The organism is Streptosporangium vulgare (assembly GCF_042428775.1).
Taxonomy (GTDB): Bacteria; Actinomycetota; Actinomycetes; order Streptosporangiales; family Streptosporangiaceae; genus Streptosporangium; species Streptosporangium vulgare.
In genome coordinates this window covers 1-26,100 of record NZ_JBHMBS010000025.1, presented here as the reverse complement: position 1 = coordinate 26,100, position 26,100 = coordinate 1, and the positions used below count along the sequence as shown (strand labels likewise).

Sequence of the window (26,100 nt, the reverse complement as noted above, 5' to 3'; positions counted from 1 at the left end):
CACCGGGACGTCTGGCCGGGTGCCCTCCTTCGGTTCGGCACACCCGCTTGACGCCAGGCCGTCTCTAGCGGGAGATTGGCCAGCGACGCTATGAACGATCTCGATATGGACTTCCTGGTCGGTTCCGACGACGAAGGTCGGCCGCGCCGAGGATCCAACACGTCCCCAGGCCGCGACTCCGGCGGCCGGCGCGGCCGCCGCAGGAAGCGCCGCCGCAACCGGGGCGGCTTCCTCGCCCCGATGCTCGCGATCATCGTCCTGATCGGCGGCGTCGGCGCCGCCGGCTTCTACGGCTACACCTGGGTCCGCGACGTGATGACCCCCGACGACTACACCGGCCAGGGGTCGGGCGAGATCGTCGTGGAGATCAAGGAGGGCCAGAGCGCCTCCGACATCGCGCAGACCCTGCAGGAGCAGGACGTGGTGAAGAGCGTCAAGGCCTTCGTCAACGCCATCGGGGCGGCGGGCAAGAGCGCCTCCCTGCAACCGGGCGAATACACCATGCGCAAGCGGATGGCGGCCGCGGAGGCCGTCAAGCTCCTCGACCCGGACAAGCGGCTGCGGGAGAAGGTCACCCTCAAGGAGGGACTGCGCCTGGTCGACACCCTCAAGCAGCTCTCCACGGAGACGGGCAAGCCGCTGCGGGAGTTCCAGCAGGCGGCCAGGAACGTCCGCGAGCTCGGCCTGCCCTCGTACGCCAGGGGCAAGCTGGAGGGCTACGCCTTCCCGGCCACCTACGAGATCACGCCCAAGATGACGGCCCTGGAGATCCTCACCAAGATGGTCGACCGCTTCAACCAGACCGCCGACAAGGACGACCTCCAGGGCAAGGCGAAGGCCCTCGGGCACACCTCGCACGAGATCATGACGATCGCCAGCATCGTCCAGGCGGAGTCGGGCACCAAGGAGGACATGGGCAAGGTGGCCCGTGTCATCTACAACCGGCTCGACGGCAATCCGCCCCGCGAGCTGGCGATGGACAGCACGGTGATGTACGCGCTGAACAAGTACGGCATCGAGGCCTCCCACAAGGACCTCGAGAGCAAGTCGCCCTACAACACCTACGGGCGCATGGGCCTGCCCCCGGGCCCGATCGCGAACCCGGGCGACGACGCCATCCAGGCGGCGCTCAACCCCACCAAGGGCGACTGGATCTGGTTCGTGACCACCTGCCCGGCCAAGCGTGTCACCAAGTTCGCCTCGCTGGAGTCCGACTTCCTCGCGCTCAAGCAGGAGTACGAGAGGAACAAGGTGAACGGGTGCTGAGGGCGGCGGTCCTGGGGTCGCCGATCGTCCACTCGCTCTCCCCGCACCTGCACCGCGCCGCCCACGAGGGCATGGGGCTGCACGACTGGCGCTACGAGGCGATCGAGTGCGACGAGGCCGGGCTTCCCGGCCTCCTCGCCGGGCTGGACGGCGACTGGGCGGGGCTATCGCTCACGATGCCGCTCAAGCGGGCGGTGATGCCGCTGCTCGACACCGTCTCCGACCTCGCGGTCCAGGTGGGCGGGGTCAACACGGTGATCCTGCGCGACGGCGCCCGGCACGGGCACAACACCGACGTGTACGGCATCGTCCAGGCGCTCGCCGAGGCGGGCGTGGCCCCGCCGCGGGCGGCGACCGTCCTCGGCGGCGGCGCGACGGCGGCCTCCGCGCTGGCCGCCCTGCGCGAGCTGGGTCTCGGCGAGGCGATCCTCGTGGTCCGCGACCCCGCGAGGGCGTGGGAGACCGCGGAGGTCGCCGAGCGGCTGGGCATGTCCCTGTCGGTGCGGACCCTCGACAAGCTCGACACCGCGCTGGAGGTCGACCTGGTCGTCTCGACCCTGCCCTCCGGCGCGGCCGACGACCTCGCCGCGACGCTGGCGGGCGTGCCCGCCCTCTTCGACGTGGTCTACGCGCCCTGGCCCACCCGTCCGGCCGCGGCCGTGGCCGGACGGGGCGGGATCGTCGTCGGCGGCTTCCCGATGCTCCTGCACCAGGCGGTCCGGCAGGTCGAGATGATGACCGGCCGCGCGGACGTGCCGGTGGAGGCGATGCGCGAGGCGGGAAAGGCCGAGATCGTCAGGCGCGCCGCCCCCGCGGAGTGACCGCCGCCGGGGGCCGGGATGATTCTGTGTGAACGCGCTGTTGTGGTAGAGTAACTACTCGATCGGTCCGGCGTGCCTGCTGGACGCGCAAGCGGAGGTCGTCCTCCCACCTCGTCGGCCGCAAGGCTGACAGGTCAGGATCACAACCGGGGGTGAATCCCCGGAGAGCTTACGGCGTGAAGCCTTCGAGTTCATGTGGCCCCGCATGCGTGACGTGCGGGGCATCTTGCGTTCGAACGCCCTCAACAGGGTGTGCGTTCTACGACCTCCCGGCACGATCGAGCATGTTGCGGCCTCCTGCAGGATGGCCGCGGATCGCAACCTAGGAGGCCCCATCAGCGCCGAGCCCCGCATCAATGACCGCATTCGCGTGCCCGAGGTCCGCCTCGTCGGCCCGAACGGCGAGCAGGTGGGCATCGTCTCCATCGGCGATGCCTTGAAGCTGGCTCAAGAATCCGACCTCGACCTGGTCGAGGTCGCGGCAACGGCCCGCCCGCCGGTGTGCAAGCTCATGGACTACGGCAAGTTCAAGTACGAGTCCGCGATGAAGGCACGCGAGGCGCGCCGTAACCAGGCGTACACCATCATCAAGGAGATCAAGCTTCGGCCGAAGATCGACCCGCACGACTACGAGACCAAGAAGGGTCACGTGGTGCGGTTCCTCAAGGCCGGCGACAAGGTCAAGGTCACCATCATGTTCCGCGGCCGGGAGCAGTCCCGGCCCGAGCTGGGCTTCCGGCTCCTGCAGCGGCTGGCGGAGGACGTGACGGAGCTCGGTTTCGTCGAGTCCCAGCCCAAGCAGGACGGTCGAAACATGATCATGGTGATCGGCCCGCACAAGAAGAAGGCCGAGGCCAAGGCCGAGAAGGCCGCTGCCAAGGCACGGCATGACGAGACCCCTTCGGGTGAAGGGTCGCCGGCCGCGGACGAGACGCGCGTCAACGACGAGGTGTCCGTCAGCGGAACGGTGGCGGCTCCGCAGGAGTAACTCGCATAGCCTGGATCGTCAGGTAGCGCGAGATCAGTCCGAGACCGGGTCCGGTCTCGTAGTCAGGCACGCCCTTGACTTGGGTTACCGGCCCGGGACATCGGCACGATCGAGGGAGAGACGGCTGAGATGCCGAAGATGAAGACGCACAGCGGTGCGAAGAAGCGGTTCAGGCTCACGGGTTCCGGCAAGCTTGTGCGCCGTCGCGCCAACCGTGCGCACTACAACGAGCACAAGCCGTCCACCTTGACGCGTCGTCTCAAGCCCGAGGTCGTGCTCTCCGACGCCGACTCCAAGAAGATCAAGAAGCTGCTCGCTAAGTAACCGCCCCCGGGGAGATAGATACACATGGCACGCGTGAAGCGGGCGATCAACGCCAAGAAGAAGCGCAAGGTCGTTCTCGAGCGGGCGAAGGGCTACCGGGGTCAGCGATCCAGGCTGTACCGCAAGGCCAAGGAGCAGATGCTCCACTCGATGACGTACGCCTACCGCGACCGCAAGGACCGCAAGGGCACCTTCCGTCGTCTCTGGATCCAGCGCATCAACGCCGCTGCCCGCCAGAACGGCATCACCTACAACAGGCTCATCCAGGGCCTGCGGCTCGCCTCCATCGAGGTCGACCGTAAGATCCTCGCCGACCTCGCGGTCAACGACGCCGCCACGTTCGCGACGCTGGTCGAGGCCGCCAAGAAGGCGCTCCCGGCCGACGTGAACGCGCCGGTCGCCGGCTGAGCGAGGCACTGACGACCGTGCGGCCCGCAGCGATCACGCTGCGGGCCGCATTCGCATTCTTGGGGGACGGGTATGGCCGGGTCTGAGCTGACCAACATCAAGTCGCCGCGGGTCAAGGCCGCGCGGAGGCTGACGAAGCGGGCCTTCAGGGACCGCGACCGTTCCTTCCTGGCGGAGGGGCCCCAGGCGGTCCGCGAGGCGCTCGCGCTGGACGGCGTCGTGGTGGAGCTGTTCGCCACGGCCGAGGCCGAGCTGCGTCACGCCGACGTCGTCACCGCCGCCACCGCCGCGGGGGTGCCGCTCCACCGGGCCAGCGGCGAGGTCATGGCCGAGCTGGCCCAGACCGTCACCCCCCAGGGGCTGCTGGCCGTGTGCCGCTTCGTGCACGTGCCCCTGGACGCCTCCGTCGTCCCCGGCTCCAGGCTGGTGGCGGTGCTGGCCCACGTCCGCGACCCCGGCAACGCGGGCACCGTGCTGCGTACGGCCGACGCCGCGGGCGCCGACTCCGTCGTCTTCACCGACGCCTCGGTCGATCCCTACAACGGCAAGTGCGTGCGGGCCAGCGCCGGCAGCCTGTTCCACCTCCCGGTCAGTACGGGCGTCCCGGTGGCGCGGGCGGTGGAGCACCTGAAGGGGGCCGGGCTGCGGGTGCTCGCCGCCGACGGCGCGGGCAGGCAGACCCTGGACGACGTGGACCTGTCGGGACCGACGGCCTGGATCTTCGGCAACGAGGCGTGGGGTCTTCCCGAGGAGATCCTGAAGCTGGCCGACGAGATCGTCAGGGTCCCCATCTACGGGCGGGCCGAGAGCCTGAACCTCGCGACCGCCGCCGCGGTCTGTCTGTACGCATCTGCCCGTTCTCAGCGCACCGGTGCCGGCTCCACGTGACGCCCCCCGCCCGGCGAGGCTGCCGTACGGTGCGGGAAACCCGCTATTGTCGGCCATGTAGCGTCGAGGAGGCGGGGTCGTGCACGGCGAACACACCGGTGAGCGGAGCACCGATGCCGCTTCTGTGATCGACGTCGACGAGCTTCCCGACGGCCTCGTGGTGACCGACGGCGACGGCCACGTGCTCACCGTCAACCGGGCCGCGGCCCTGCTGACCGGCGTCACCCGCGAGCGGGCCGCGGGGCGGCACCTGCGCGACGTGTTCTCCTTCCGCGACCACGACGGGCGCGACTGGTGGAAGTGGCTCGACACCTACGGCGGGCTCTCCAGCCGCGCCCGCCAGCCCGAGCTGCCGCTGCGCACCCCCGGCGGCCAGGAGCTGCTGGTCGCCGCCCGCCTGGTCCGCGAGCCCCGGCGGGGCGGAGAGGTCGTCCGGGTGGTCATCACGTTGCGCGACGCCGGGGCCCGCGCCCGCCTGGAGCGCAGCCGCGCCGATCTGGTCTCCACCGTCGCCCACGAGCTCCGCTCCCCGCTGACCAGCGTGAAGGGGTTCACCGCGACCCTGCTGGCCAAGTGGACCCGCTTCACCGACGACCAGAAGCTCGTCATGCTGGAGACCGTCAACGCCGACGCCGACCGGGTGACCCGGCTGATCACCGAGCTGCTCGACGTCTCGCGCATCGAGTCGGGGCGGCTGGAGATCCACCGCCAGGTGGTCGACGTCCCGGCGAGGATCTCCAGGATCATCGCGGGACGGGTGGCGGCGGGGGAGCCGGAGGACCGCTTCGTGCTCCAGGTGCGCGGCGAGCTCCCCGAGACCTGGCTCGACCAGGACAAGATCGACCAGGTGCTCGCCAACCTCATGGAAAACGCGGTGCGTCACGGGCGCGGTACGGTGACAATAGTCGTCGAGCCGAGCGAATGGGGAGTGACCGTGTCCGTCCGTGACCAGGGGGAGGGCATCCCGCCCGAGCTGGTCACGCGCGTCTTCCGGCAGTTCTGGCGGGGCAACGCCCGCCGCCGTGGCGGCACCGGGCTCGGCCTGTTCATCGTCAAGGGGCTGATCGAGGCGCACGGCGGCACCATCTCCGTGCAGCGCGGGCCCGAGGGCGGCGCCGAGTTTCGATTTATGGTGCCCACCGGCACCCCCGACTTCGCCTGATCGCGAATGTCGGCCCGGTGGGCTCATCCGACTAGACTCATGGCCGCTCAAGCCCTGGATTCGGAGCTCTCTCTTGTCAAACTACGACCCGGTCGAGGTGACCCCGCTGCACGCCGACGAGATGGCGCGCATGCAGGCCGACGCGCTCGACGCCGTCAAGGCGGCGCGCGACCTCGAAGAACTCAAGCAGGTGCGCCTCGCGCACGCCGGTGACCGCTCACCGATCGCCCTGGCCAACCGCGAGATCGGCGCGCTGCCCCCGGCGGCCCGCTCCGAGGCGGGCAAGCGCATCGGCGGCGCCCGCAAGGCGGTCGCCGACGCCCTCGCCGAGCGGCAGGCGCAGCTGGAGGCCGAGCGCGACGAGCGGGTACTCGTCGAGGAGACCGTCGACGTCACGCTGCCCTCCACCCGCGCCCCCCGCGGCGCCAGGCATCCGCTGACCACCCTCCAGGAGCGCATCGCCGACGCCTTCGTCGCGATGGGCTACGAGGTGGCGGAGGGTCCCGAGCTGGAGGGGGAGTGGTTCAACTTCGACGCGCTGAACATCTCTCCCGACCACCCGGCGCGCTCGGAGCACGACACCTTCTTCGTGGAGTCCGTCGACTCGGGAAAGGTGCTGCGCACCCAGACCTCTCCCGTCCAGATCCGGGCGCTGCTCACCCGGGAGCTCCCGGTCTACGTGATCTCGCCGGGCAAGGTGTTCCGCACCGACGAGCTCGACGCCACCCACACCCCCGTCTTCCACCAGGTCGAGGGGCTGGCGATCGACGAGGGCCTGACCATGGCCCACCTCAAGGGCACCCTCGACCGGTTCGCCGAGGTCATGTTCGGTGAGGGCATCACCACCCGGTTCCGGCCCAACTACTTCCCGTTCACCGAGCCCTCCGCCGAGATGGACCTGAAGTGCTTCGTCTGCCGCGGCGCCTCCGCGGTGCCCGGCAACCCGCACTGCCGCACCTGCAAGTCGGAGGGCTGGATCGAGTGGGGCGGCTGCGGCATGGTCAACCCGCGGGTGCTCGTCGCCTGCGGCGTCGACCCCGCCCGCTACAGCGGCTTCGCCTTCGGCATGGGCGTCGAGCGCACCCTGATGTTCCGCCACAACGTCGAGGACATGCGCGACATGGTCGAGGGAGACGTCCGCTTCACGCTTCCCTTCGGAATGGAGATCTGATGAAGGTCCCGCTTTCATGGCTGCGGGAGTACGTCGATCTCCCCGCCGTCACGGCGCACGAGATCGCCGAGAAGCTCACCGCCGCCGGGCTCAAGCTCGAGTCCGTCACCTCCTACGGCCACGACATCAAGAACGTCGTCGTGGGCGAGGTGATCTCCATCGAGACGCTGGAGGGGTTCAAGAAGCCCATCCGCCACTGCCAGGTCGAGGTGGGGGAGGCCGCGCCGCGCGAGATCGTCTGCGGCGCGACCAACTTCGAGGCCGGCGACCGCGTCCCGGTCGCGCTGCCCGGCGCCGTGCTGCCCGGCGGATTCGAGATCGCCTCGCGCAAGACCTACGGGCGGCTGTCCGACGGCATGATCTGCTCGGAGGCGGAGCTCGGCGTGGCCGACTCGTCCCCCGGCATCCTCGTGCTGCCCGCGGGCACCCCGATCGGCGCGGACGTGGTCGAGCTGCTCGGCCTGCGTGACGACGTGATCGAGCTGGAGATCACCCCGGACATCGGCTACGCCCTCTCCATCCGGGGCGTGGCCCGCGAGGCCGCCACCGCCTTCGACTCGGCGTTCATCGACCCCGCCGACGTCTCCCCGCCCGCCGCGGCGGGCCCGTCCTACCCGGCCTCGATCGCCGACCCGTCGGCCTGCGACCGCTTCGTGCTCCGTGAGATCCGCGGGTTCGACCCGTCCGCGCCGAGCCCGCTGTGGATGCGCGCGCGGCTCTCCCGAGCCGGCATGCGCCCGGTCTCGCTCGCCGTCGACGTCACCAACTACGTCATGCTGGAGCTCGGCCAGCCGCTGCACGCCTTCGACGCGGCCAAGCTGACCGGTGAGATCGTGGTGCGCAGGGCCGAGCCGGGCGAGACGCTGGAGACGCTCGACCACGTGGTCCGCAAGCTCCACCCCGACGACATCCTGATCACCGACGGGTCGGGCGCGATCTCGATGGCCGGCACCATGGGCGGCCTGCACACCGAGATCTCCGACGCCTCCGCCGACATCGTGATCGAGGCGGCCCACTTCTCCGCCAGCGGCACCGCGCGCATGTCGCGCCGGCACAACCTGGTCAGCGAGGCCTCCAAGCGCTTCGAGCGGGGCGTCGACAGGGAGCTGCCGCTGTACGCCTCCTGGCGCGCGGCCCGGCTGCTGGCCGAGCTCGGCGGCGGCACGATCCAGCCGGGCGTCACCCACGCCGAGGTGGCGGTCGAGCCGGTCCGCGTCGCCATCCCGAGCGACTACCCCGGCAGAGTCGCGGGCACCGTCTACGACCGTGAGACGGTGATCCGCCGCCTGGAGCAGGTCGGCTGCACGGTCGAGAGCGCCACCGCCGCGACCGGCCCGGTGACGGGCGGCACGGCCGGCGGCACCGCGGCCACCGGCGACCCCGCCTCGGCCGGGATCGCCGCGCGGCTCGCGGTCACCGGTGACGACATGCTGGCGGTCACCCCGCCCTCGTGGCGGCCCGACCTCACCGATCCGAACGACCTCGCCGAGGAGGTCATCAGGCTGGAGGGCTACGAGAACCTGCCCTCGATCCTGCCCGCCGCCCCCGCCGGCGCCGGTCTCAGCGAGAGCCAGCGCCTGCGCCGCCGGGTCGGGCGGGCCCTCGCCGCCGCGGGCTACGTCGAGATCCTCGCCTACCCGTTCAGCGGGGAGCGCGACTTCGACAACCTGCAGCTGCCCGCCGACGACGCGCGCCGCCTGGCCGTACGGCTGGCCAACCCGCTCAGCGAGGACGAGCCGCTGATGCGGACGACCCTGCTGCCCGGCCTGCTCAAGACGCTGGTCCGCAACGTGGGCCGGGGCTTCGGCGACGTGGCGCTGTTCGAGGCGGGCCTGGTCTATCGGCCCTCGTCCGACGCGCCCGCCGTCGCCCCCGTGCTGGGCGTCGACCGCAGTCCGAGCCCGGAGGAGCTCGCCTCGATCGAGTCCGCGCTGCCCGCCCAGCCGCTCCGGGTCGGGGCGGTGCTGGCCGGGGAGTTCGAGCCGTCCGGCTGGTGGGGCAGGGGCCGGGCGGCCGGCTGGGCGGACGCCGTCGAGGCGGCCCGGGTGGTGGCCGCCGAGGCCGGGGTCACCCTCGACGTCCGCGCCGACCGGCACGAGCCCTGGCACCCGGGCCGCTGCGCCGCGCTGTACGCCGGTGACGTGCTCGTCGGTCACGCCGGTGAGCTGCACCCGCGTGTCGTCGAGGCCTACGGCCTGCCGCCGCGCACCTGCGCGATGGAGCTGGAGCTGACCCGGCTGGAGCCGCTGAGCGCGGGTCCGCCGCAGGCCCCGTCGATCTCCGCGTACCCCGTCGCGGGTCAGGACGTCGCGCTCATCGTCGACGCGGCGACCCCGGTGGCCGCCGTGGAGGAGGCGCTGCGCGAGGGCGCGGGCCCGCTGCTGGAGTCGATCCGGCTGTTCGACGTCTACACCGGCGCCCAGGTCGGCGAGGGCAAGAAGTCCCTCGCCTACTCGCTGCGCTTCCGGGCGCCCGACCGGACGCTCACCGTGGAGGAGACCACCGCGGCCCGCGACGCGGCCGTGGCCCTGGCCGGGGAGCGCACCGGGGCGCGGCTGCGCGGCGTCTGACCGGTTCACGAGGGGCCCGGGGCGTGTCCCGGGCCCCTTTCGGCGTACCGGGCCGAATGATTCGCGTTCCGGATGGACCGGGATGTTCGCGGTCCGGGTGGATTTCGTGCAGGAGGCGACGATGACGTACCCGCCGGTCGCCCAGGGCGGGTCGCTCGCCCTGGGCGGAGACGAGCCCTTCCCCGGGAGGGGGCGATGAGGCATCTGCTGGTGTTCGCCGAGCGCGACGACGCCGAGGAGGTCGCCGAGGTCGTGGCCGGGGAGTTTCCGGTGATCGGCGTGCCCGCCGTGGTCAGGGAGACCCTCGCGGGCGAGGACGACGCCGAGGACGCCCAGTGGCTCGTGGTGGTCGAGGACCCCTCCGGGGCGCTGCCGCCGGAGGGCGTGGCCCGCCTCGAGGCGCTGGCCGAGGAGTACGAGGGCTGGCGCGAGACCGGATGAGACGCGGCCTCGTCCGGCGGGCTCTCGCGCGGAGAGGCGAGGCGCGTGACGGTCGGCGGGGCTTCCAGGGGAGTCGGCGGCGGGCGGGGGATGTCCGGATGGTGTGCCGGAGCCCGCGGCGGGCGGTGGTTAGCGCCGCCCTGGGCCGGACCCTAGAGCCGGTCGATCCTCGCCAGGTCGATGTCGACGTCGAAGGGGGCCGAGACCTTGAGCCGGTCGCGGTGGATGCCGGTGAGCGCGTAGGAGCGGGTGACCGGGTCGAGCTCGTAGACGTAGATCGCGGGCCTTCCCGACTGGTTCTCGACCAGCCAGAAGTGCGCGATGCCCGCCTCGGCGTACAGCACCGGCTTGCGGTCGTGGTCGCGGCCCGCGGACTCGGGGGAGACGACCTCCACCACCAGCACGACGTCCTCCGCCCGGTAGAAGGTCTGCTCCATGCCGTGCTCGGCGGAGGCGTGGATGACGCTGATGTCGGGCTCGGGCCGCTGCCGCTCGCCCAGGATGACGCTCATCTCCCGGCGTGCTCGAAGGTCGGCGGGCGCGGCATGGCGGAGGGCATCGACCAGTAGATCCACCGCTCGCGTGTGAAAAGAAGCCTGAGGACTCACGAAGACCAGGCTTCCATCGATTAACTCTGTGTGTGCGGGCAATTGCGGAATGCGATCGAGATCCTCCGCGACGAACCCCTCCTGCGGGGGGAACACCCAGTCGGGCAGCGAGGACTCCGTCATCTCGGGGCTCCGTACGTCGACCGTCATGCTCTCACAGTAGCAATGGGATTCCGTTCCGTGAGGATACTTGCCGCTGTCCGGGGTCAGGCGCGGGCGGCCTCCTCCTCGCGGCGGGCGCGTTCCCTGATCGCGTGCTCGTCGGTGCGGGCGTCGTAGGTGCGGAACCTCGGCAGCAGCGCGGCCATCGCGGCCACCGCGCCGACGCACAGCAGGCCGCCGGCGCCCAGGGAGAAGCGGGCGCCGCCGATGCCGGCCATCAGACCGGCCCTGGCGTTGCCGAGCATCGGGCCGCTGGTGTAGGAGAGCAGCTCGATGCCCGCCAGGCGGCCGCGGAACTCGTCGGGGATGGTCTGGTTCCAGATGGTCGAGCGGAAGACGCCGCTGATCATGTCTGCGGCCCCGGCCACGGCGAGGAAGGCGAAGATGCCCCAGACATTGGGCATCAGCGCCGCCAGCGCCACCGCCACCCCCCACACGGCCGCCGCGATGATCACGCCGAGGCCGTGCCGGTGCACGTGCGCGGTCCAGCCGGAGGTGACCGAGGCGATCAGCGAGCCGATGGCCGAGGCGGAGTAGAAGAGCCCCAGGGCCTCGTGGGCGCCCAGCTCGTCGGCGAGGAAGGGGTAGAGGGCGGTGGAGAACGCGAAGATCATCGCAGCGATGTCGACCAGGTAGGTGCCCATCAGGTCGGGACGGCCCACGGCGTAGCGGACCCCCTCGACCAGGGATCTGATCGAGGCCGAGGGGGTGTCCTCCGGGCGCGGCTGGGCCCGGACCATCCAGAGCAGGACGAGGGACGCCAGGAAGGTCACCACGTTGACGCCGTACGCGACGGCGACACCGAACCAGGCCGCGATCAGGCCGCTGAGGCCCGGGGCGACGATGGCGCCCAGGTTCCAGCGGAAGGCGCCGAGGGCGGCGGCCGCGGCCAGCTGGTCGTGCCTGACCACGCGTGGCACGAGCGACTCCAGGCTGGGCCGCTGCAGGCTGCCCAGGCCGGCCGAGAGCGCGCCGACCACGTACAGCACCCAGACCTGAGGGTTCGGCAGCAGCGCGTTGACGGTCAGGACCGTGACCGTGAGGCAGAGGCCCACCTCGGTGAGAAGAATGATCTTGCGTCGGTCGAGGGCGTCGGCGATCGCCCCGCCCCAGAGCCCGCACACCACCATCGGGACGAACTCGGCCAGGCTGACCAGGCCGACCGCCAGGTAGGAGTCGGTGAGCTCCTTCATCTGCAACGGCACCGCGACCAGCGTCAGGAAGGTGCCGAACATCGTGATGAGGCCGGAGCCGAAGAGCAGCCGGAAGTCGCGCGAGTCGCGGAGAGGGCTGATGTCCATCGCCAGACGGCGGAGCAGGGTCTTGATCGGTCGATCGGCGTTTTCCGGCACGAACAGCTAGTTTCAATGGTGATCTACGCGAAGGCAAGTCATTTTCCGGCAGGTCACGGCCGGGCCGGGCGCGGGAAGGCCGCCCCCGGCGCCGTGAGCCCGCAGGGGGACGTGACAGGGCGCCGGGGAGGTGCGGGCCAGAGAATGGTGAGGTGCGGGCACGGAGAATGGAGGGTGGCGATGCGCGGGGGGCGACGGTGACAGGGCGGCCGGACGGGGGGTGACCGCGACCGCGCCTGCGCCTGTGACCGCGATCGCGATCGCGACAGGAGCGTCGTCCGGTGGGCGTCAGGGGCCCAGGACCTCCTGGCGCAGCCGGGTCTTGAGGATCTTGCCGCCGGGGTTGCGAGGGAGTTCCGTCTCGCGTGCCCAGAACCTGACCGGGACCTTGAAGTGGGCGATCCGCTCGCGCAGGAAGGCCCGCAGCTCCTCGTCGGTGACCGGGGACGACAGCCGGACCACCGCGCCGACCTCCTCGCCCAGCTCGTCGTGGGGGATCCCGATCACCGCGGCGTCCTCGACCGCCGGGTGCTCGAACAGGGCGGCCTCGACCTCGGCGCAGTAGACGTTCTCGCCGCCGCGGATGACCATGTCCTTGGCCCGGTCCACGATGAACACGAACCCCTCCTCGTCCACCCTGGCCAGGTCGCCGGTGTGCAGCCAGCCGCCGACGAAGGTCTCCGCGGTGGCATCCGGCCGGTTCCAGTAGCCCAGGATGACGTTCGGGCCGCGCAGGCAGAGCTCGCCGACCGTGCCGACCGGCAGCTCGTCGCCGGCGGGATCGGCGATCTTCACCTCGACCACGGCCATCGGCAGGCCGATGCTGTCGGGCTTGGCCAGGTAGTCGGCTCCGGCGTTGCTGATGGCGAGGGCGGTGGTCTCGGTCATGCCGTACCCGTTGGAGGGGGCGCGGTTGGGCAGTTGCTCGGTGATGCGCTCCAGCAGCTTCGGCGGGGCGGGGGCGCCGCCGTACCCGAGACCGCTGAGGCTGGATATGTCGTACTTGTCCAGATCGGGGTGGGACAGGAGCTGCCACACGTTGGTGGGCACGCCGGTGAGCCCGGTGATCCTCTCGCGCTCGATCAGCTCCAGCGCGCGGCCCGGGTCCCACTTGTACATCAGCACCAGGCCGCCGCCGGTGAACATGGTGGTGGTCATCACCGCGAAGCAGCCGGTGACGTGAAAGAGCGGCACGGTGAGCAGGGTGACGCGGCGCTGCCCGGCCGACTCGCCCGGGTCCTTGCCCGCCTTGATCACGCTGCGGTACAGGCCGTAGGCGACGGTCATCGGCGACTGGCCGAGGTTGCGGTGGCTGCCGAGCGCGCCCTTGGGGCGGCCCGTGGTGCCGGAGGTGTAGAAGATCGTCGCGGGGTCCTCGGGGGAGAGGTCGACCGTGGGCAGCGTCACGTCCGCCTCCACCTCGCCCATCACCTCCGCGAAGGAGCGGGCGCCCGCGGGCGTCTCGCCGCGCGTCACGATCAGCGCCGGGGCCAGGCCGGCGAGCCCGGCCGCCCGCTCGCCGTCGGCGATCAGCACCTTGGCCCCCGAGTCCGACAGCCCGTACTCCAGCTCCTGCGGCGTCCACCACGCGTTGAGCGGCACGGCTATCGCCCCGGCCGCCAGCGCGGCCGAGAAGGCGATCACCCACTCGGGGTAGTTGCGCATGACGATGGCCACCCGGTCGCCCTTGACCACGCCGTACTCGTCCACCAGACGCCGCGCGAGTGTGGCGGCCCGCCGGAAGTGCTCCTCGTAGGTGATGTGCTCGTCCTCGTACGTCAGGAAGACCTTGTCGCCGTGGAACCTGCTCGTCTCCAGGAGGGCCCGGAAGTCACGGGGCGCGTGCTTCCAGGTCCTGACGGTCCCGCCGTGGCTGAGGACCTTTTCCGTCTCGAAAAGCTGCCCCGGGGCGGTGAGCTGGGCCTGGACCTGGGCGTGGGTGACAGTCATGCGTTCGTACTCCCGGAGGTGGAGGGGCCGGAACCGCCACGATACCGACCGGTAGGTACGCGCAACAGTGCCGAAACATGACCGATGGCCTCGTGTCCTCGTCCGCGGGCCGATAAAGCATGGTCTTCATGCTTTTTCCGCCTCGTGATACTTCTGGACAGCCGGGCCCGTGCCTTACCGGCTTGCATGGCAATCCTTCGCGATGCATAATCTTTCTAGTAAGTCCATGAGTAGCAATGCATAAGCATGCAGACGGCGGGGAGACGGATGAGAGCGGCGATCGCGGGTGCCAGCGGCTACGCCGGAGGTGAGCTCCTGCGCCTGCTGCTGTCCCACCCCGGCATCGAGATCGGCGCGCTGACCGCGGCGTCGAGCGCGGGCACCGCCCTCGGAGCCCACCAGCCACACCTGGCCCCGCTGGCAGGCAGGATCCTGCTGGAGACCAGCGCCGAGACCCTCGGCGGCCACGACCTCGTCTTCCTCGCGCTGCCGCACGGCCAGTCGGCCGCCGTCGCCGAGCAGCTCGGCGACGGCACCCTCGTGGTCGACTGCGGCGCCGACTTCCGGCTCGCCGACCCCGCCGCCTGGGAGCACTTCTACGGCGGCGCCCACGCGGGCACCTGGCCGTACGGGCTGCCCGAGCTGCCGGGGCGGCGCGAGGAGCTGCGCGCCACCCGGAGGATCGCCGTGCCGGGGTGTTACCCGACGGCCGTCACCCTGGCCATGTTCCCCGCCTTCGCCGCCGGTCTCGTCGAGCCCGACGTGGTGGTGGTCGCCGCCAGCGGCACCAGCGGGGCCGGCCGGGCGCCCAAGCCGAACCTCCTGGGCAGCGAGGTGATGGGCTCCGCCAGCGCGTACGGCGTCGGCGGCGTCCACCGGCACACCCCGGAGATGGAGCAGAACCTCTCCCCGCTCGCGGGCGAGCCGGTCACCGTCTCCTTCACCCCCGTGCTGGCACCGATGAGCCGCGGCATCCTCGCCACCTGCACCGCCCCCGCCAGGCCCGGCCTCACCCAGGCGGTCCTGCGCGAGGCCTACGAGGTCGCCACCAAGGACGAGCCGTTCCTGCGGCTGCTCCCCGAGGGCCAGTGGCCCGCGACCTCGATGACCCTCGGCGCCAACACCGCGGTCCTCCAGGTCGTCCTGGACGAGCGCGCGGGCCGCGTCGTCGCCGTCGTCGCCATCGACAACCTCACCAAGGGCACGGCCGGTGGCGCGATCCAGAGCGCCAACCTCGCCCTCGGCCTGCCGGAAGAGCTCGGCCTTCCTCTCAACGGAGTCGCCCCATGAGCGTGACCGCCCCTCTCGGCTTCCGCGCGGCGGGTGTCGCCGCCGGGATCAAGTCCAGTGCAGACCGCGACCTGGCGCTGATCGTCAACGACGGTCCCTCGCGCGCCGCCGCCGGGGTCTTCACCGCCAACCGGGTGAAGGCCGCGCCGGTCCTGTGGTCCGCCCAGGTGCTGGCCGGGGGCCGGGTCCACGCCGTCGTCCTCAACTCCGGCGGCGCCAACGCCTGCACCGGGCCGCTCGGCTTCCAGGACACCCACGCCACCGCGGAGAAGGTCGCCGGAGCCCTGGGCGACTCGGCCGGGGAGGTCGCGGTCTGCTCCACCGGCCTGATCGGCGAGCGGCTGCCGATGGACCCGCTGCTGGCCGGGGTCGACCTCGCGGTCTCCCAGCTCGCCAGGGACGGCGGCGTGGCCGCGGCCGACGCCATCCGCACCACCGACACCGTCTCGAAGATCTCCTTCAGGAAGGGCGCGGGCGGCTACATGGTCGGCGGCATGGCCAAGGGCGCGGGCATGCTCGCCCCCGGCCTCGCCACCATGCTGTCGGTGATCACCACCGACGCGGACCTGCCCTCAGAGCAGCTCGACGCGGTGCTCCGCAAGGTGACGCGGGTCACCTTCGACCGGCTCGACGCCGACGGCTGCATGTCCACCAACGACACCGTGCTGTTGCTGGCCAGCGGCGCCTCGGGGGTCGTCCCCGACCTCGCCGAGTTCGAGCAGGTCCTCCTCGCGGTCTGCGCCGACCTCGCCCGCCAGCTGCTGATGGACGCCGAGGGCGCCTCCAAGGCGATCGCCATCGAGGTCGTCGGTGCCGTCTCCGAGGACGACGCGGTCACCGTCGGCCGCGCCGTCTCCCGCTCCAACCTCTTCAAGTGCGCCATGTACGGCGAGGACCCCAACTGGGGCCGGGTGCTGTCGGCCGTCGGCACCACCGACGCCGTCTTCGAACCCGACCGGCTCAACGTGGCCATCAACGGCATCTGGATCTGCCGGGGCGGCGCCGCGGGCGACGACCGCTCCAAGGTCGACCTCACCCCGCGCGAGGTGACGATCACCATCGACCTGTCGGCCGGACCGCACACGGCGACGATCCACACCACCGACCTCACCACGGCGTACGTCCACGAGAACTCGGCGTACTCCTCATGAGACGCGCCGAGGCCCTGAAGAAGGCCGCCACGCTGATCGAGGCGCTGCCCTGGCTCGCGAGCTTCCACGGCGCGACTGTCGTCATCAAGTACGGCGGCAACGCGATGACCGAGGAGCACCTGCGCGAGAAGTTCGCCGCCGACGTCGTCTTCCTGCGCTACGCCGGGCTGCGGCCGGTGATCGTGCACGGGGGAGGGCCGCAGATCAACGCCCAGCTCGACCTGCTCGGCATCGAGTCCACCTTCACCGCCGGGCTCAGGGTCACCACCCCCGAGGCCATGCAGGTCGTCAGGATGGTCCTCGTCGGCCAGGTCAACCGCGACGTGGTCGGCCAGATCAACCGGCACGGGCCGTTCGCGATCGGCATGTCCGGCGAGGACGCCCACCTGTTCACGGCCGTACGCAAGCACGCCCTCGTCGACGGCGTCGGCGTCGACATCGGCCAGGTCGGCGACATCGTCGAGGTCGAGGCCGGAGCCGTGCGGGCCCTGCTGGACGACGGGCGGATCCCGGTGGTCTCCTCCATCGCGCGCAGCGACGACGGCACCGTCTACAACGTCAACGCCGACACCGCCGCCGCCGCGCTCGCCGTGGCGCTCCGGGCGTCCAAGCTGATCATCCTGACCGACGTCGAGGGCCTGTACCGCGACTGGCGCCCCGACGCCGACGAGAACGAGATCATCGAGCAGCTGTCAGCCACCGAGCTGGAGAAACTCCTGCCGGGACTGTCCAGCGGCATGATCCCCAAGATGGAGGCGTGTCTGACCGCCGTCCAGGGCGGCGTGCCGCGGGCCCACGTGCTCGACGGCAGGGTGCCCCACTCGGTGCTGCTGGAGGTCTTCACCGACGAGGGCATAGGAACCATGGTGCTGCCGGACGCCCCCGAGGCGGCGGCCGCGCCGGAGCCGGTCAGGCGGCGGCCCGAGGCCCCCGCCCAGCTGAAGGGGAACGACCAGTGAGCCCGCACGACAGTCCCGCAGGAGAGGCGCTCGCCAGGCGCTTCGAGGCCGCCTTCATGCCCAACTACGGCGTGCCCCCGGTGGCGCTGGCCCGGGGCGAGGGCGCGAGGGTCTGGGACGTCGACGGCCGCGAGTACCTCGACCTGATCGGCGGCATCGCGGTCAGCTCGCTCGGCCACGCCCACCCCGCCCTGGTGGAGGCCGTCTCCCGGCAGGTCGCCACGCTCGCCCACACCAGCAACCTCTTCCTGCACGAGCCCGAGGTGCTGCTCGCCGAGCGCCTGCTCGGCCTGCTCGGCGCCCCGGCCAGGGTGTTCCTCAGCAACTCCGGGACCGAGGCCAACGAGGCCGCGCTGAAGCTCTCCCTCAAGTACGGCAGGGCGAACGGCCGCACCTACTTCGTGGCCGCGGAGAACGGCTTCCACGGCCGCACCCTCGGCGCGCTCGCCCTCACCGGCAAGCCCTCCATCCGCGACCAGTTCGGGCCGTTCTCGATCGACGTCCGCTTCGTCCCGTACGGCGACGCCGACGCCCTCAAGAACGCGGTCACCGACGAGTGCGCCGCGGTCTTCCTCGAACCCACCCAGGGCGAGGCGGGGGTCGTGCCCCCGCCCGAGGGCTACTTCACGGCCGCCAGGGAGATCTGCGACGTCACCGGCGCGCTGCTGGTCGCCGACGAGATCCAGTCGGCGATCGGCCGCACCGGGCACTGGTTCGCCCACCAGCACGAGGGCTTCCTGCCCGACGTGCTCACCCTGGCCAAGGGCCTCGGCGGCGGCATGCCGATCGGCGCCTGCGTCGGCTTCGGCGCGGCGGCCACCGTCTTCGCCCAGGGCGACCACGGGTCCACCTTCGGCGGGAACCCGGTCTCGGCCGCCGCCGCGCTCGCCGTGCTCGACACCATCGACGGGGACGGCCTGCTGGAGCACACCCGCACCGTCGGCGCCGAGCTCGCCGAGGGCATCGCCGCGATCGGCCACCCGCTGCTCGCCGGCGTCCGCGGCCGGGGACTGTGGCGGGCCGTCGTGCTCACCGACGGCCGCTCCGCCCAGGTCCAGGCCGCCGCCCAGCGCGCGGGCTTCCTGGTCAACGCCCTCCAGCCCGACGCGGTACGGCTCGCGCCCCCGCTGGTGATCACCTCAGCCCAGGTCGCGGCCTTCGTGGCCGCGCTTCCCGCCATTCTCGACGAGGCCGCAGATGCCCAGTAACCTCGCCGGACGGGCGCACGTCAGGCACTTCCTGAAGGACGACGACCTCTCGCCCGCGGAGCAGGCCCAGGTGCTCGACCTGGCCGAGGCCGTGAAGAAGGACCGCTACGCCTACCGGCCCTTCGAGGGGCCGCAGACCGTCGCCGTCCTCTTCGACAAGCACTCCACCCGCACCCGCGTCTCCTTCGCGGTCGGCATCGGCGAGCTCGGCGGCCTCCCCCTCATCCTCGACGCCGGATCCTCCCAGATGGGCCGGGGCGAGTCGATCGAGGACACCGCCCGGGTCCTGGAGCGCCAGGTGGGCGCCATCGTGTGGCGCACCTCGGGCCAGGAGAGGATCGAGGCGATGGCCTCGGCGTCCTCGGTGCCGGTGGTCAACGCCCTCACCGACGAGTTCCACCCCTGCCAGATCCTCGCCGACCTGCAGACCGTCAGGGAGCACTTCGGCAGGACCGCGGGGATCACGCTCGCCTACTTCGGCGACGGGGCCAACAACATGGCCCACTCCTACCTGCTCGGCGGGGCCGTCGCCGGCATGCACGTGCGGGTCGCCGCCCCCGCCGGATACCTGCCCGACCCGGAGATCCTCCGGCGGGCCGGCGAGGTCGCCGCGAAGACCGGCGGCTCGGTCGCCGTCCTCGCCGACCCGGCCGAGGCCGCCGCGGGCGCGGACGTGCTCGCCACCGACACCTGGGTCTCCATGGGGCAGGAGGGCAAGGAGCAGCGGATCGCCGACCTCATGCCGTACCAGGTCAACGCCGCGCTGGTGAGCCGGGCGGCCCCCGGCGCCGTCGTCCTGCACTGCCTGCCCGCCTACCGCGACCTGGAGATCACCGCCGAGGTCCTCGACGGCCCGCGGAGCCTGGTGTGGGACCAGGCGGAGAACCGGCTGCACGCCCAGAAGGCCCTGCTGCACTGGCTGGTGGCGGGCCAGGGCGCGTCCCAGGACACCGTGCGCGGCTCTTCGCGTGGCGGCGACCCGTCCGGAGGCGGGTGACCCGCATGACGATCCCGATGACCAAGGTCGCCCGCCAGGCGCGGATCACCGACCTCCTGCAGCGGCAGCCGGTCAGGTCCCAGCCCGAGCTGGCCAAACTCCTGCTGGAGAGCGGGGTCGAGGTCACCCAGGCCACCCTCTCCCGCGACCTGGACGAGCTCGGCGCGCTCAAGCTGCGCGCCGAGGACGGCTCCCTGGTCTACGCCCTGCCGGGGGAGGGCGGCGGCCGGATAAGGCTCGCCCGGCTCGGCACCGGCGAGTCCCCGGACGCCAGGCTCGGCAGGCTCGCGGAGGAGCTCCTCGTCTCCGCCGAGGCCTCCGCCAACCTGGTCATCGTCCGCACGCCGCCGGGCGCCGCCCAGTTCCTCGCCTCCGCCATCGACCACGCCGACTGGGAGTCCATCCTCGGCACGGTCGCGGGAGACGACACGATCCTCGTCATCAGCCGCGACCCGCTGGGCGGGGCGGCGGTCGCAGAAGGACTGCTCCGGCACGCCGACCGACGTACTTAGCCCGCTCAGGCGGGCTGTCCCCGGCGGCATCCGACAGCCGTGACGGCGTCGTCCGGCACCTGTGACCAATAAAGATCTTGGAGACATCCATCATGACCGACCGGGTCGTACTCGCATTCTCCGGAGGCCTGGACACCTCCGTCGCCATTCCCTTCCTCGCCGAGAAGACCGGCGCCGAGGTCGTCGCCGTCGCCGTCGACGTCGGCCAGGGCGGCGAGGACATGGAGGCCGTCCGCAAGCGCGCCATCGACTGCGGCGCCGTCGAGTCCGTCGTCGTGGACGCCCGCGAGGAGTTCGCCACCGACTTCTGCGTGCCCGCGCTGCAGGCCAACGCCCTCTACATGGACCGCTACCCGCTGGTCTCCGCCCTGTCGCGGCCGCTGATCGTCAAGCACCTGGCCGCGGCGGCCAAGGAGTTCGGCGGCACCCACGTCTCGCACGGCTGCACCGGCAAGGGCAACGACCAGGTCCGCTTCGAGGCCGGCCTGGCCGCCCTGTACCCCGAGCTCAAGGTCATCGCCCCGGCCCGCGACTACGCGTGGACCCGCGACAAGGCGATCGCCTACGCCGAGGAGAAGAACCTGCCGATCGAGACCACCAAGAAGAACCCGTACTCCATCGACCAGAACATCTGGGGCAGGGCCGTCGAGACCGGCTTCCTGGAGGACATCTGGAACGGCCCGATCGAGGACGTCTACGCCTACACCGCCGACCCGGCGCAGCCGCGCGACGCGGACGAGGTCATCGTCAGCTTCGTCAAGGGCGTCCCCGTGGCCCTGGACGGACGGCACCTCACCCCGTTCCAGATCATCGAGGAGCTCAACCGCCGCGCGGGCGCCCAGGGCGTCGGCCGCCTCGACATGGTCGAGGACCGGCTCGTCGGCATCAAGTCCCGCGAGGTCTACGAGGCGCCCGGCGCCATCGCCCTGATCACCGCCCACATGGAGCTGGAGAACGTCACCGTCGAGCGCGACCTCGCCCGTTTCAAGCGGTCGGTGGACCAGCGCTGGGGCGAGCTCGTCTACGACGGCCTGTGGTTCTCCCCGCTCAAGAAGGCCCTCGACACCTTCATCGCCGAGGCCCAGGAGCACGTCACCGGCGAGATCCGGATGACCCTGCACGGCGGCCGGGCCACCGTCACCGGGCGCCGCTCCGAGGCGTCGCTGTACGACTTCAACCTCGCGACCTACGACACCGGCGACACCTTCGACCAGTCCCTGGCCAAGGGCTTCGTCGAGCTGTGGAGCCTGCCCTCCAAGATTGCCTCGGCCCGGGACGCCCGGCTGGGCCGATTGGGCTAAGGTCGCGGATTGAATGGGGAGGGAGAACAACGGTGACTGATGGTGGCAAGCCCATGCGGCTGTGGGGCGGCCGGTTCGAGGGAGGTCCGGCCGACGCGCTGACCAGGCTCTCGGTGAGCGTCCACTTCGACTGGCGGCTGGTGCCGTACGACCTGCTGGCCTCGCGCGCGCACGCCAGGGTGCTGCACCGCGCGAACCTGCTGAGCGACGACGAGCTGACGCGCATGATCGGCGCCCTGGACGACCTGGAGCGCGCCTGCAAGGCGGGCGAGTTCCGGCCGACCGTCGCCGACGAGGACGTCCACACCGCGCTGGAGCGCGGCCTGCTGGAACGCCTCGGCACGCTCGGCGGCAAGCTCCGGGCCGGTCGCAGCCGCAACGACCAGGTCGCCACCGACCTGCGGCTCTACCTGCGCGACCACGTCAGGCACATCGTGTCCCGGCTGGTGGAGCTGGAGACCGCGCTGATGAGCCAGGCCGAGGAGCACGCCGAGACGGCGGCCCCCGGCATGACCCACCTGCAGCACGCCCAGCCGGTCTCGTTCGGACACCAGCTCCTGGCGCACGTGCACGCCTTCGCCCGCGACATCGACCGCCTGCGCGACTGGGACCGGCGCGCGGCCGTCTCCCCGCTGGGCGCGGGAGCGCTGGCCGGGTCCTCACTGCCGCTCGACCCGCAGGCCGTGGCCGGGGAGCTCGGCTTCGACTCCGCCGCGCCCAACTCGATGGACGCCGTCGCCGACCGCGACTTCGCCGCCGAGTTCCTGTTCGACGCGGCGATGATCGGCGTGCACCTGTCGAGGCTGGGCGAGGAGATCGTCCTGTGGGCCTCGCAGGAGTTCCGCTGGATCGAGATGGACGACGCCTACTCCACCGGCTCGTCGATCATGCCGCAGAAGAAGAACCCCGACGTGGCCGAGCTCGCCCGGGGCAAGAGCGGCCGCCTCATCGGCAACCTCATGGCGCTGCTGACGACGCTCAAGGGCCTGCCGCTGACCTACAACCGCGACCTGCAGGAGGACAAGGAGCCGGTGTTCGACTCCGTCGACAGCCTGCTGCTCGTCCTGCCCGCGATGGCCGGGCTCGTCGCGACCATGCGCGTCAACACCGCCAAGCTGGAGAGCTCGGCCCCCGACGGGTTCGCCCTCGCCACCGACCTGGCCGAGCTGCTGGTCCGCAGAGGGGTCGCCTTCCGCGAGGCCCACGAGGCGGTCGGACACCTGGTCGTCTGGTGCCAGGTCAACGACAAGGACTTCGGCGAGCTCACCGACGAGGAGCTGGCCAAGGTCTCGCCGCACTTCACGCCCGACTCCCGCGAGGTCCTCTCGGTGCCCGGCGCGCTGGCCGCCCGCAAGGCGCACGGCGGCACGGCACCCGACCGGGTCCGTGACCAGCTCATCGCGCTGCGTGAGATCGTCGACGCCCAGGCCGCCTGGGCGAGCGGAAGCTGATGTCCGGCGACGGCCGTCCCGACATCGCCGGGGGGCAGGGTGACGCTCACCGGGTCGCCCGGGGATCGGGCGACGGCCGTCCGGTCGCGGCGCAGGCGGGTGACGGCCGCTCGGCGGCCGGTGACCTGGACGGTGGCGGCTTGGCCGCTGGAAGCCAGGGCGATGGTCGTCTGGCCGTTGTAAGCCTGGGTGGTGGTCGTTCGGCCGCCATGGGCCTGAGCGGTGGCCGTTTGATCACCGAGGACTTGGGCGGTGGTCGTCTGGTCACCGGTGATCTGGGCGGTGGCCGCCTGGCCGCCAGGGGCCTGAGTGGTGGTCGCCTGGCCGCCGAGGGGCCGGGCGGTGGCCGTTCGGTCACCGGGGTCCTGGACGATGCCCGTTGACGAGAACGGCGGGCGACCGCCCGCCGCGTCCACGCCGCTGGCACGCGACTTCTTCGACCGGCTCGCCCACGAGGTCGCCCCCGACCTGCTGGGACGGGTGCTCGTGCACGGGCCGGTCGCGTTGCGGATCACCGAGGTCGAGGCGTACGGGGTGCCGGGCGAGGATCCCGCCTCGCACACCTACCGGGGCCGGACGCCGCGCAACGCGGTGATGTTCGGCCCGCCGGGTCACCTGTACGTCTACTTCACGTACGGCATGCACTTCTGCGCCAACCTCACCTGCCTTCCCGAGGGGGTCGGCTCCGGGGTGCTGCTGCGGGCCGGAGAGGTGATCTCCGGTGCCGAGACCGCCCTGGCCCGCCGGAGCGCGGGAAGCGGCCGTCCCGTCAGGGAGGCCGACCTCGCCAGGGGGCCGGCACGACTGGCGGTGGCCCTCGGCCTCGCCCGCGAGCACAACGGGCTCGACGCCTGCGGTCCCGGATCACTCTCCGTGACCGAGGGCGAGCCGGCCAAGGCGGCGTCCATCCTGTCGGGGCCGCGCACCGGGGTCTCGTCGGGGAAGGAGACGCCGTGGCGCTTCTGGATCGACGGTGATCCCACGGTCTCTCCGCACCGCCCGCACGTCCCGCGCCGCCGTTAGGTCGTGGCCGCTGTTGGACCACGGCGCTGTTAGACCACGTGATCTCCCCCCCGGCCCGCCCTCGTGCCTTTCTCTCGCCGGTCGCCTCGTGCGAGAGGGGGTTTCGAGTGGCGCGACAGTGCCGTGATCGGGCAGGGTGTACGAGAGCGCTAAATGTCCCTTCGAGCATTGGAAAGCAAGGATCGTGACCGACATTCTGGATGACCTCGCCTGGCGCGGCCTGATCGCGCAGTCCACCGACATCGACGCCCTGCGCGCGGCGATGGCCGAGGGTCCGATCACGGTCTATTGCGGCTTCGACCCGACCGCCCCCTCCCTGCACGTCGGCAACCTGGTCCCGCTGCTCACCCTCACCCGCCTCCAGCGGGCGGGCCACCGGGCCATCGGCCTGGTGGGTGGCGCGACGGGGCTGATCGGCGACCCCAGCGGCCGGAGCACCGAGCGCTCGCTCAACTCCTCCGACGTCGTGGCCGAGTGGGTGGCGCGGATCCGCGTCCAGGTCGAGAAGTTCCTCGACTTCTCCGACGAGAAGAGCGGGATCCTGGTCAGCAACCTCGACTGGACGGAGGGCATGTCCGCGATCGACTTCCTGCGCGACGTCGGCAAGCACTTCCCGGTCAACCGCATGCTCGCCCGCGAGTCGGTCTCGGCCCGGCTGGGCGGGGAAGGGCTCAGCTACACCGAGTTCAGCTACCAGATCCTGCAGGCCAACGACTACCTGGAGCTGAACAGGCGTCACGGCTGCACGCTCCAGATCGGCGGCAGCGACCAGTGGGGGAACATCACCGCGGGCACCGACCTCATCCGCCGGGTGACGGGCGGCCACGTGCACGCCCTCACCGTGCCGCTGATCACCAAGGCCGACGGGACCAAGTTCGGCAAGACGGCCGGCGGCGCGGTCTGGCTCAACCCGGAGATGACCTCCCCGTACGCGTTCTACCAGTTCTGGCTGAACGCGGACGATCGTGACGTGGTGAAGTTCCTCAAGATCTACAGCTTCCGGTCCCGTGAGGAGATCGAGGGGCTGGAGAAGGCGGCCGCGGAGCGGCCCGCCGGGCGCGAGGCGCAGCGGGCGCTCGCCGAGGAGTTCACCACGCTGCTGCACGGCGCCGACGAGTGCGCCGCGGTGATCGCGGCCTCGGCGGCCCTGTTCGGCCAGGGGTCCCTGGAGGAGCTGCCCGCGCGCACACTGGGAGAGGCCCTCGCGGAAGTGCCACGTGCGGAGGTGCCCGCTCTGGGAGCGTCCTTCGTCGACCTGCTCGCCGAGAGTGGCCTGGTGAAGTCGAAGTCGGAGGCACGCCGCGCGGTGAAGGAGGGCGGCGCCTACCTCAACAACGTCAAGGTCACCGACGAGGCGTACGTGCCGTCTGCCGATGACCTGCTCCACGGACGCTTCCTGGTGCTGCGCCGTGGCAAGCGTTCCGTCGGCGGTGTCGAGATCGTCACGGCCTGATCCCTCCTACGCGCACCGCTCTGTTCCTGACGGCCCCGGGTTCCTCGCGGTTCCCGGTGGTCCTCGGCGGTTCCCGGTGTCCTGCCGTTCTTCCGTGTGACCTGGTCTTCGGCCAGGTCAGCGGCTTGAGCCGGGTCATCTGACATCCTGGCTCAGGCCAGGGCGCCAGCTGTCCCATCGCGTAACATTCCGGTAGCAAACGTCCCTGGTTTTCTTAAGGAACCGCCCTGACCTGCGGTTTTGCCAAGCGTGGCTGATTTGACGATGTTCCGAAGGGCGCATAATCTTTCCAATGCCCCGGAGCGAGCCGGACGCCGATCGGCGGACGGGCCCAGGGCCACTCCACCTGAAACGAACCTGAGCGTTCGGACTCCGCGTAGGTCACCGGAAAATCGGTTGATTCGCTGTGGGCCCGGATGGCACGGTAGGTTCAGGGGCCGCCTCGGAAGCGAGGCGGGCGAGAATCCTAGCAAGTTTACAGGTTTTGTGACAAACGGCTGATAGCTAGCAATTTGACACAATCTTGACAGGCCTGTACGGTTTAAATACGAAATGGAACGCCCCGGAGTTCTGCTCGGCTGGTTGGCCGGGTTTGGGTGATGGTGTACGCGTCCGTTTCTTGAGAACTCAACAGTGTGTTAAAA

The 26,100-nt window shown here is 71.2% G+C and carries 24 protein-coding genes; 21 read left to right on the top strand and 3 right to left on the bottom strand.

Annotation, left to right across the window (positions count from 1 at the left end):
* The first annotated feature begins 90 nt into the window (after positions 1–90).
* The 10 genes from mltG to ACFFRH_RS34665 all read left to right on the top strand — a co-directional run bounded on the left by mltG (position 91) and on the right by ACFFRH_RS34665 (position 10,039).
* Positions 91–1,266, top strand: a complete 1,176-nt coding sequence (mltG, locus tag ACFFRH_RS34710) for an endolytic transglycosylase MltG (RefSeq protein ID WP_386161627.1) — start codon at positions 91–93, stop codon at positions 1,264–1,266.
* The gene (locus ACFFRH_RS34705; RefSeq protein ID WP_386161723.1) at positions 1,263–2,087 is read left to right on the top strand and encodes a shikimate dehydrogenase; all 825 of its coding nucleotides are present in this window, start codon (positions 1,263–1,265) and stop codon (positions 2,085–2,087) included. Before mltG ends, ACFFRH_RS34705 begins: the two co-directional genes overlap by 4 nt.
* 304 nt (positions 2,088–2,391) lie before the next feature.
* Positions 2,392–3,075, top strand: coding sequence for a translation initiation factor IF-3 (infC, locus tag ACFFRH_RS34700; RefSeq protein ID WP_446697428.1), 684 nt, complete (start codon positions 2,392–2,394; stop codon positions 3,073–3,075).
* A gap of 129 nt (positions 3,076–3,204) precedes the next feature.
* On the top strand, positions 3,205–3,399 hold the full coding sequence (gene rpmI / locus ACFFRH_RS34695; protein ID WP_030920046.1) for a 50S ribosomal protein L35: 195 nt from the start codon (positions 3,205–3,207) through the stop codon (positions 3,397–3,399).
* 24 nt (positions 3,400–3,423) lie between these two features.
* Positions 3,424–3,807, top strand: a complete 384-nt coding sequence (gene rplT, locus ACFFRH_RS34690; protein ID WP_012892552.1) for a 50S ribosomal protein L20 — start codon at positions 3,424–3,426, stop codon at positions 3,805–3,807.
* 72 nt (positions 3,808–3,879) lie between these two features.
* On the top strand, positions 3,880–4,695 hold the full coding sequence (locus ACFFRH_RS34685) for a TrmH family RNA methyltransferase (protein WP_386161624.1): 816 nt from the start codon (positions 3,880–3,882) through the stop codon (positions 4,693–4,695).
* 79 nt (positions 4,696–4,774) lie between these two features.
* The gene (locus ACFFRH_RS34680; RefSeq protein WP_386161623.1) at positions 4,775–5,857 is read left to right on the top strand and encodes a sensor histidine kinase; all 1,083 of its coding nucleotides are present in this window, start codon (positions 4,775–4,777) and stop codon (positions 5,855–5,857) included.
* Positions 5,858–5,978: 121 nt separating this feature from the next.
* Positions 5,979–7,028 (top strand): phenylalanine--tRNA ligase subunit alpha, encoded by a 1,050-nt coding sequence (gene pheS, locus ACFFRH_RS34675; RefSeq protein WP_386161721.1) that lies wholly within the window; start codon positions 5,979–5,981, stop codon positions 7,026–7,028.
* Entirely contained in the window at positions 7,028–9,598 is a 2,571-nt protein-coding gene (locus tag ACFFRH_RS34670) for a phenylalanine--tRNA ligase subunit beta (protein ID WP_386161622.1), read from the top strand. The genes pheS and ACFFRH_RS34670 overlap by 1 nt, the downstream gene beginning before the upstream one ends.
* Before the next feature lie 195 nt (positions 9,599–9,793).
* A complete protein-coding gene (locus ACFFRH_RS34665; RefSeq protein ID WP_344746970.1) occupies positions 9,794–10,039 on the top strand; it encodes a hypothetical protein in 246 nt (81 codons plus the stop codon).
* 152 nt (positions 10,040–10,191) lie between these two features.
* Here ACFFRH_RS34665 and ACFFRH_RS34660 read toward each other — a convergent pair whose 3' ends face one another.
* The 3 genes from ACFFRH_RS34660 to ACFFRH_RS34650 form a co-directional block, all read right to left on the bottom strand.
* Positions 10,192–10,770 (bottom strand): Uma2 family endonuclease, encoded by a 579-nt coding sequence (locus ACFFRH_RS34660; protein WP_386161719.1) that lies wholly within the window; start codon positions 10,768–10,770, stop codon positions 10,192–10,194.
* 83 nt (positions 10,771–10,853) lie between these two features.
* Positions 10,854–12,161 carry an MFS transporter gene (locus tag ACFFRH_RS34655; RefSeq protein WP_344746969.1) on the bottom strand — a complete coding sequence of 436 codons (1,308 nt, stop codon included), beginning with the start codon at positions 12,159–12,161 and terminating at the stop codon, positions 10,854–10,856.
* Positions 12,162–12,449: 288 nt separating this feature from the next.
* A complete protein-coding gene (locus ACFFRH_RS34650) occupies positions 12,450–14,111 on the bottom strand; it encodes a class I adenylate-forming enzyme family protein (RefSeq protein ID WP_344746968.1) in 1,662 nt (553 codons plus the stop codon).
* A gap of 267 nt (positions 14,112–14,378) precedes the next feature.
* On the opposite strand from ACFFRH_RS34650, the gene argC reads away from it, so the two are divergent.
* The 11 genes from argC to tyrS all read left to right on the top strand — a co-directional run bounded on the left by argC (position 14,379) and on the right by tyrS (position 25,456).
* Entirely contained in the window at positions 14,379–15,401 is a 1,023-nt protein-coding gene (gene argC, locus ACFFRH_RS34645) for an N-acetyl-gamma-glutamyl-phosphate reductase (protein WP_344746967.1), read from the top strand.
* The gene (argJ, locus tag ACFFRH_RS34640; protein WP_344746966.1) at positions 15,398–16,552 is read left to right on the top strand and encodes a bifunctional glutamate N-acetyltransferase/amino-acid acetyltransferase ArgJ; all 1,155 of its coding nucleotides are present in this window, start codon (positions 15,398–15,400) and stop codon (positions 16,550–16,552) included. Before argC ends, argJ begins: the two co-directional genes overlap by 4 nt.
* On the top strand, positions 16,549–17,511 hold the full coding sequence (argB, locus tag ACFFRH_RS34635; protein ID WP_344746965.1) for an acetylglutamate kinase: 963 nt from the start codon (positions 16,549–16,551) through the stop codon (positions 17,509–17,511). Before argJ ends, argB begins: the two co-directional genes overlap by 4 nt.
* A gap of 56 nt (positions 17,512–17,567) precedes the next feature.
* The gene (locus tag ACFFRH_RS34630; RefSeq protein ID WP_344746972.1) at positions 17,568–18,719 is read left to right on the top strand and encodes an acetylornithine transaminase; all 1,152 of its coding nucleotides are present in this window, start codon (positions 17,568–17,570) and stop codon (positions 18,717–18,719) included.
* The gene (gene argF, locus ACFFRH_RS34625) at positions 18,709–19,716 is read left to right on the top strand and encodes an ornithine carbamoyltransferase (protein ID WP_344746964.1); all 1,008 of its coding nucleotides are present in this window, start codon (positions 18,709–18,711) and stop codon (positions 19,714–19,716) included. Before ACFFRH_RS34630 ends, argF begins: the two co-directional genes overlap by 11 nt.
* A gap of 5 nt (positions 19,717–19,721) precedes the next feature.
* On the top strand, positions 19,722–20,228 hold the full coding sequence (locus ACFFRH_RS34620) for an arginine repressor (RefSeq protein WP_344746963.1): 507 nt from the start codon (positions 19,722–19,724) through the stop codon (positions 20,226–20,228).
* A gap of 92 nt (positions 20,229–20,320) precedes the next feature.
* Positions 20,321–21,529, top strand: a complete 1,209-nt coding sequence (locus tag ACFFRH_RS34615; protein WP_344746962.1) for an argininosuccinate synthase — start codon at positions 20,321–20,323, stop codon at positions 21,527–21,529.
* A 53-nt stretch (positions 21,530–21,582) separates the two neighbouring features.
* Entirely contained in the window at positions 21,583–22,980 is a 1,398-nt protein-coding gene (gene argH / locus ACFFRH_RS34610) for an argininosuccinate lyase (RefSeq protein ID WP_344746971.1), read from the top strand.
* Positions 22,980–23,363, top strand: coding sequence for a hypothetical protein (locus ACFFRH_RS34605; protein ID WP_344746961.1), 384 nt, complete (start codon positions 22,980–22,982; stop codon positions 23,361–23,363). Before argH ends, ACFFRH_RS34605 begins: the two co-directional genes overlap by 1 nt.
* The gene (locus tag ACFFRH_RS34600) at positions 23,353–24,003 is read left to right on the top strand and encodes a DNA-3-methyladenine glycosylase (protein WP_344746960.1); all 651 of its coding nucleotides are present in this window, start codon (positions 23,353–23,355) and stop codon (positions 24,001–24,003) included. The genes ACFFRH_RS34605 and ACFFRH_RS34600 overlap by 11 nt, the downstream gene beginning before the upstream one ends.
* Before the next feature lie 184 nt (positions 24,004–24,187).
* The gene (gene tyrS / locus ACFFRH_RS34595; protein ID WP_344746959.1) at positions 24,188–25,456 is read left to right on the top strand and encodes a tyrosine--tRNA ligase; all 1,269 of its coding nucleotides are present in this window, start codon (positions 24,188–24,190) and stop codon (positions 25,454–25,456) included.
* Positions 25,457–26,100 lie beyond the last annotated feature (644 nt).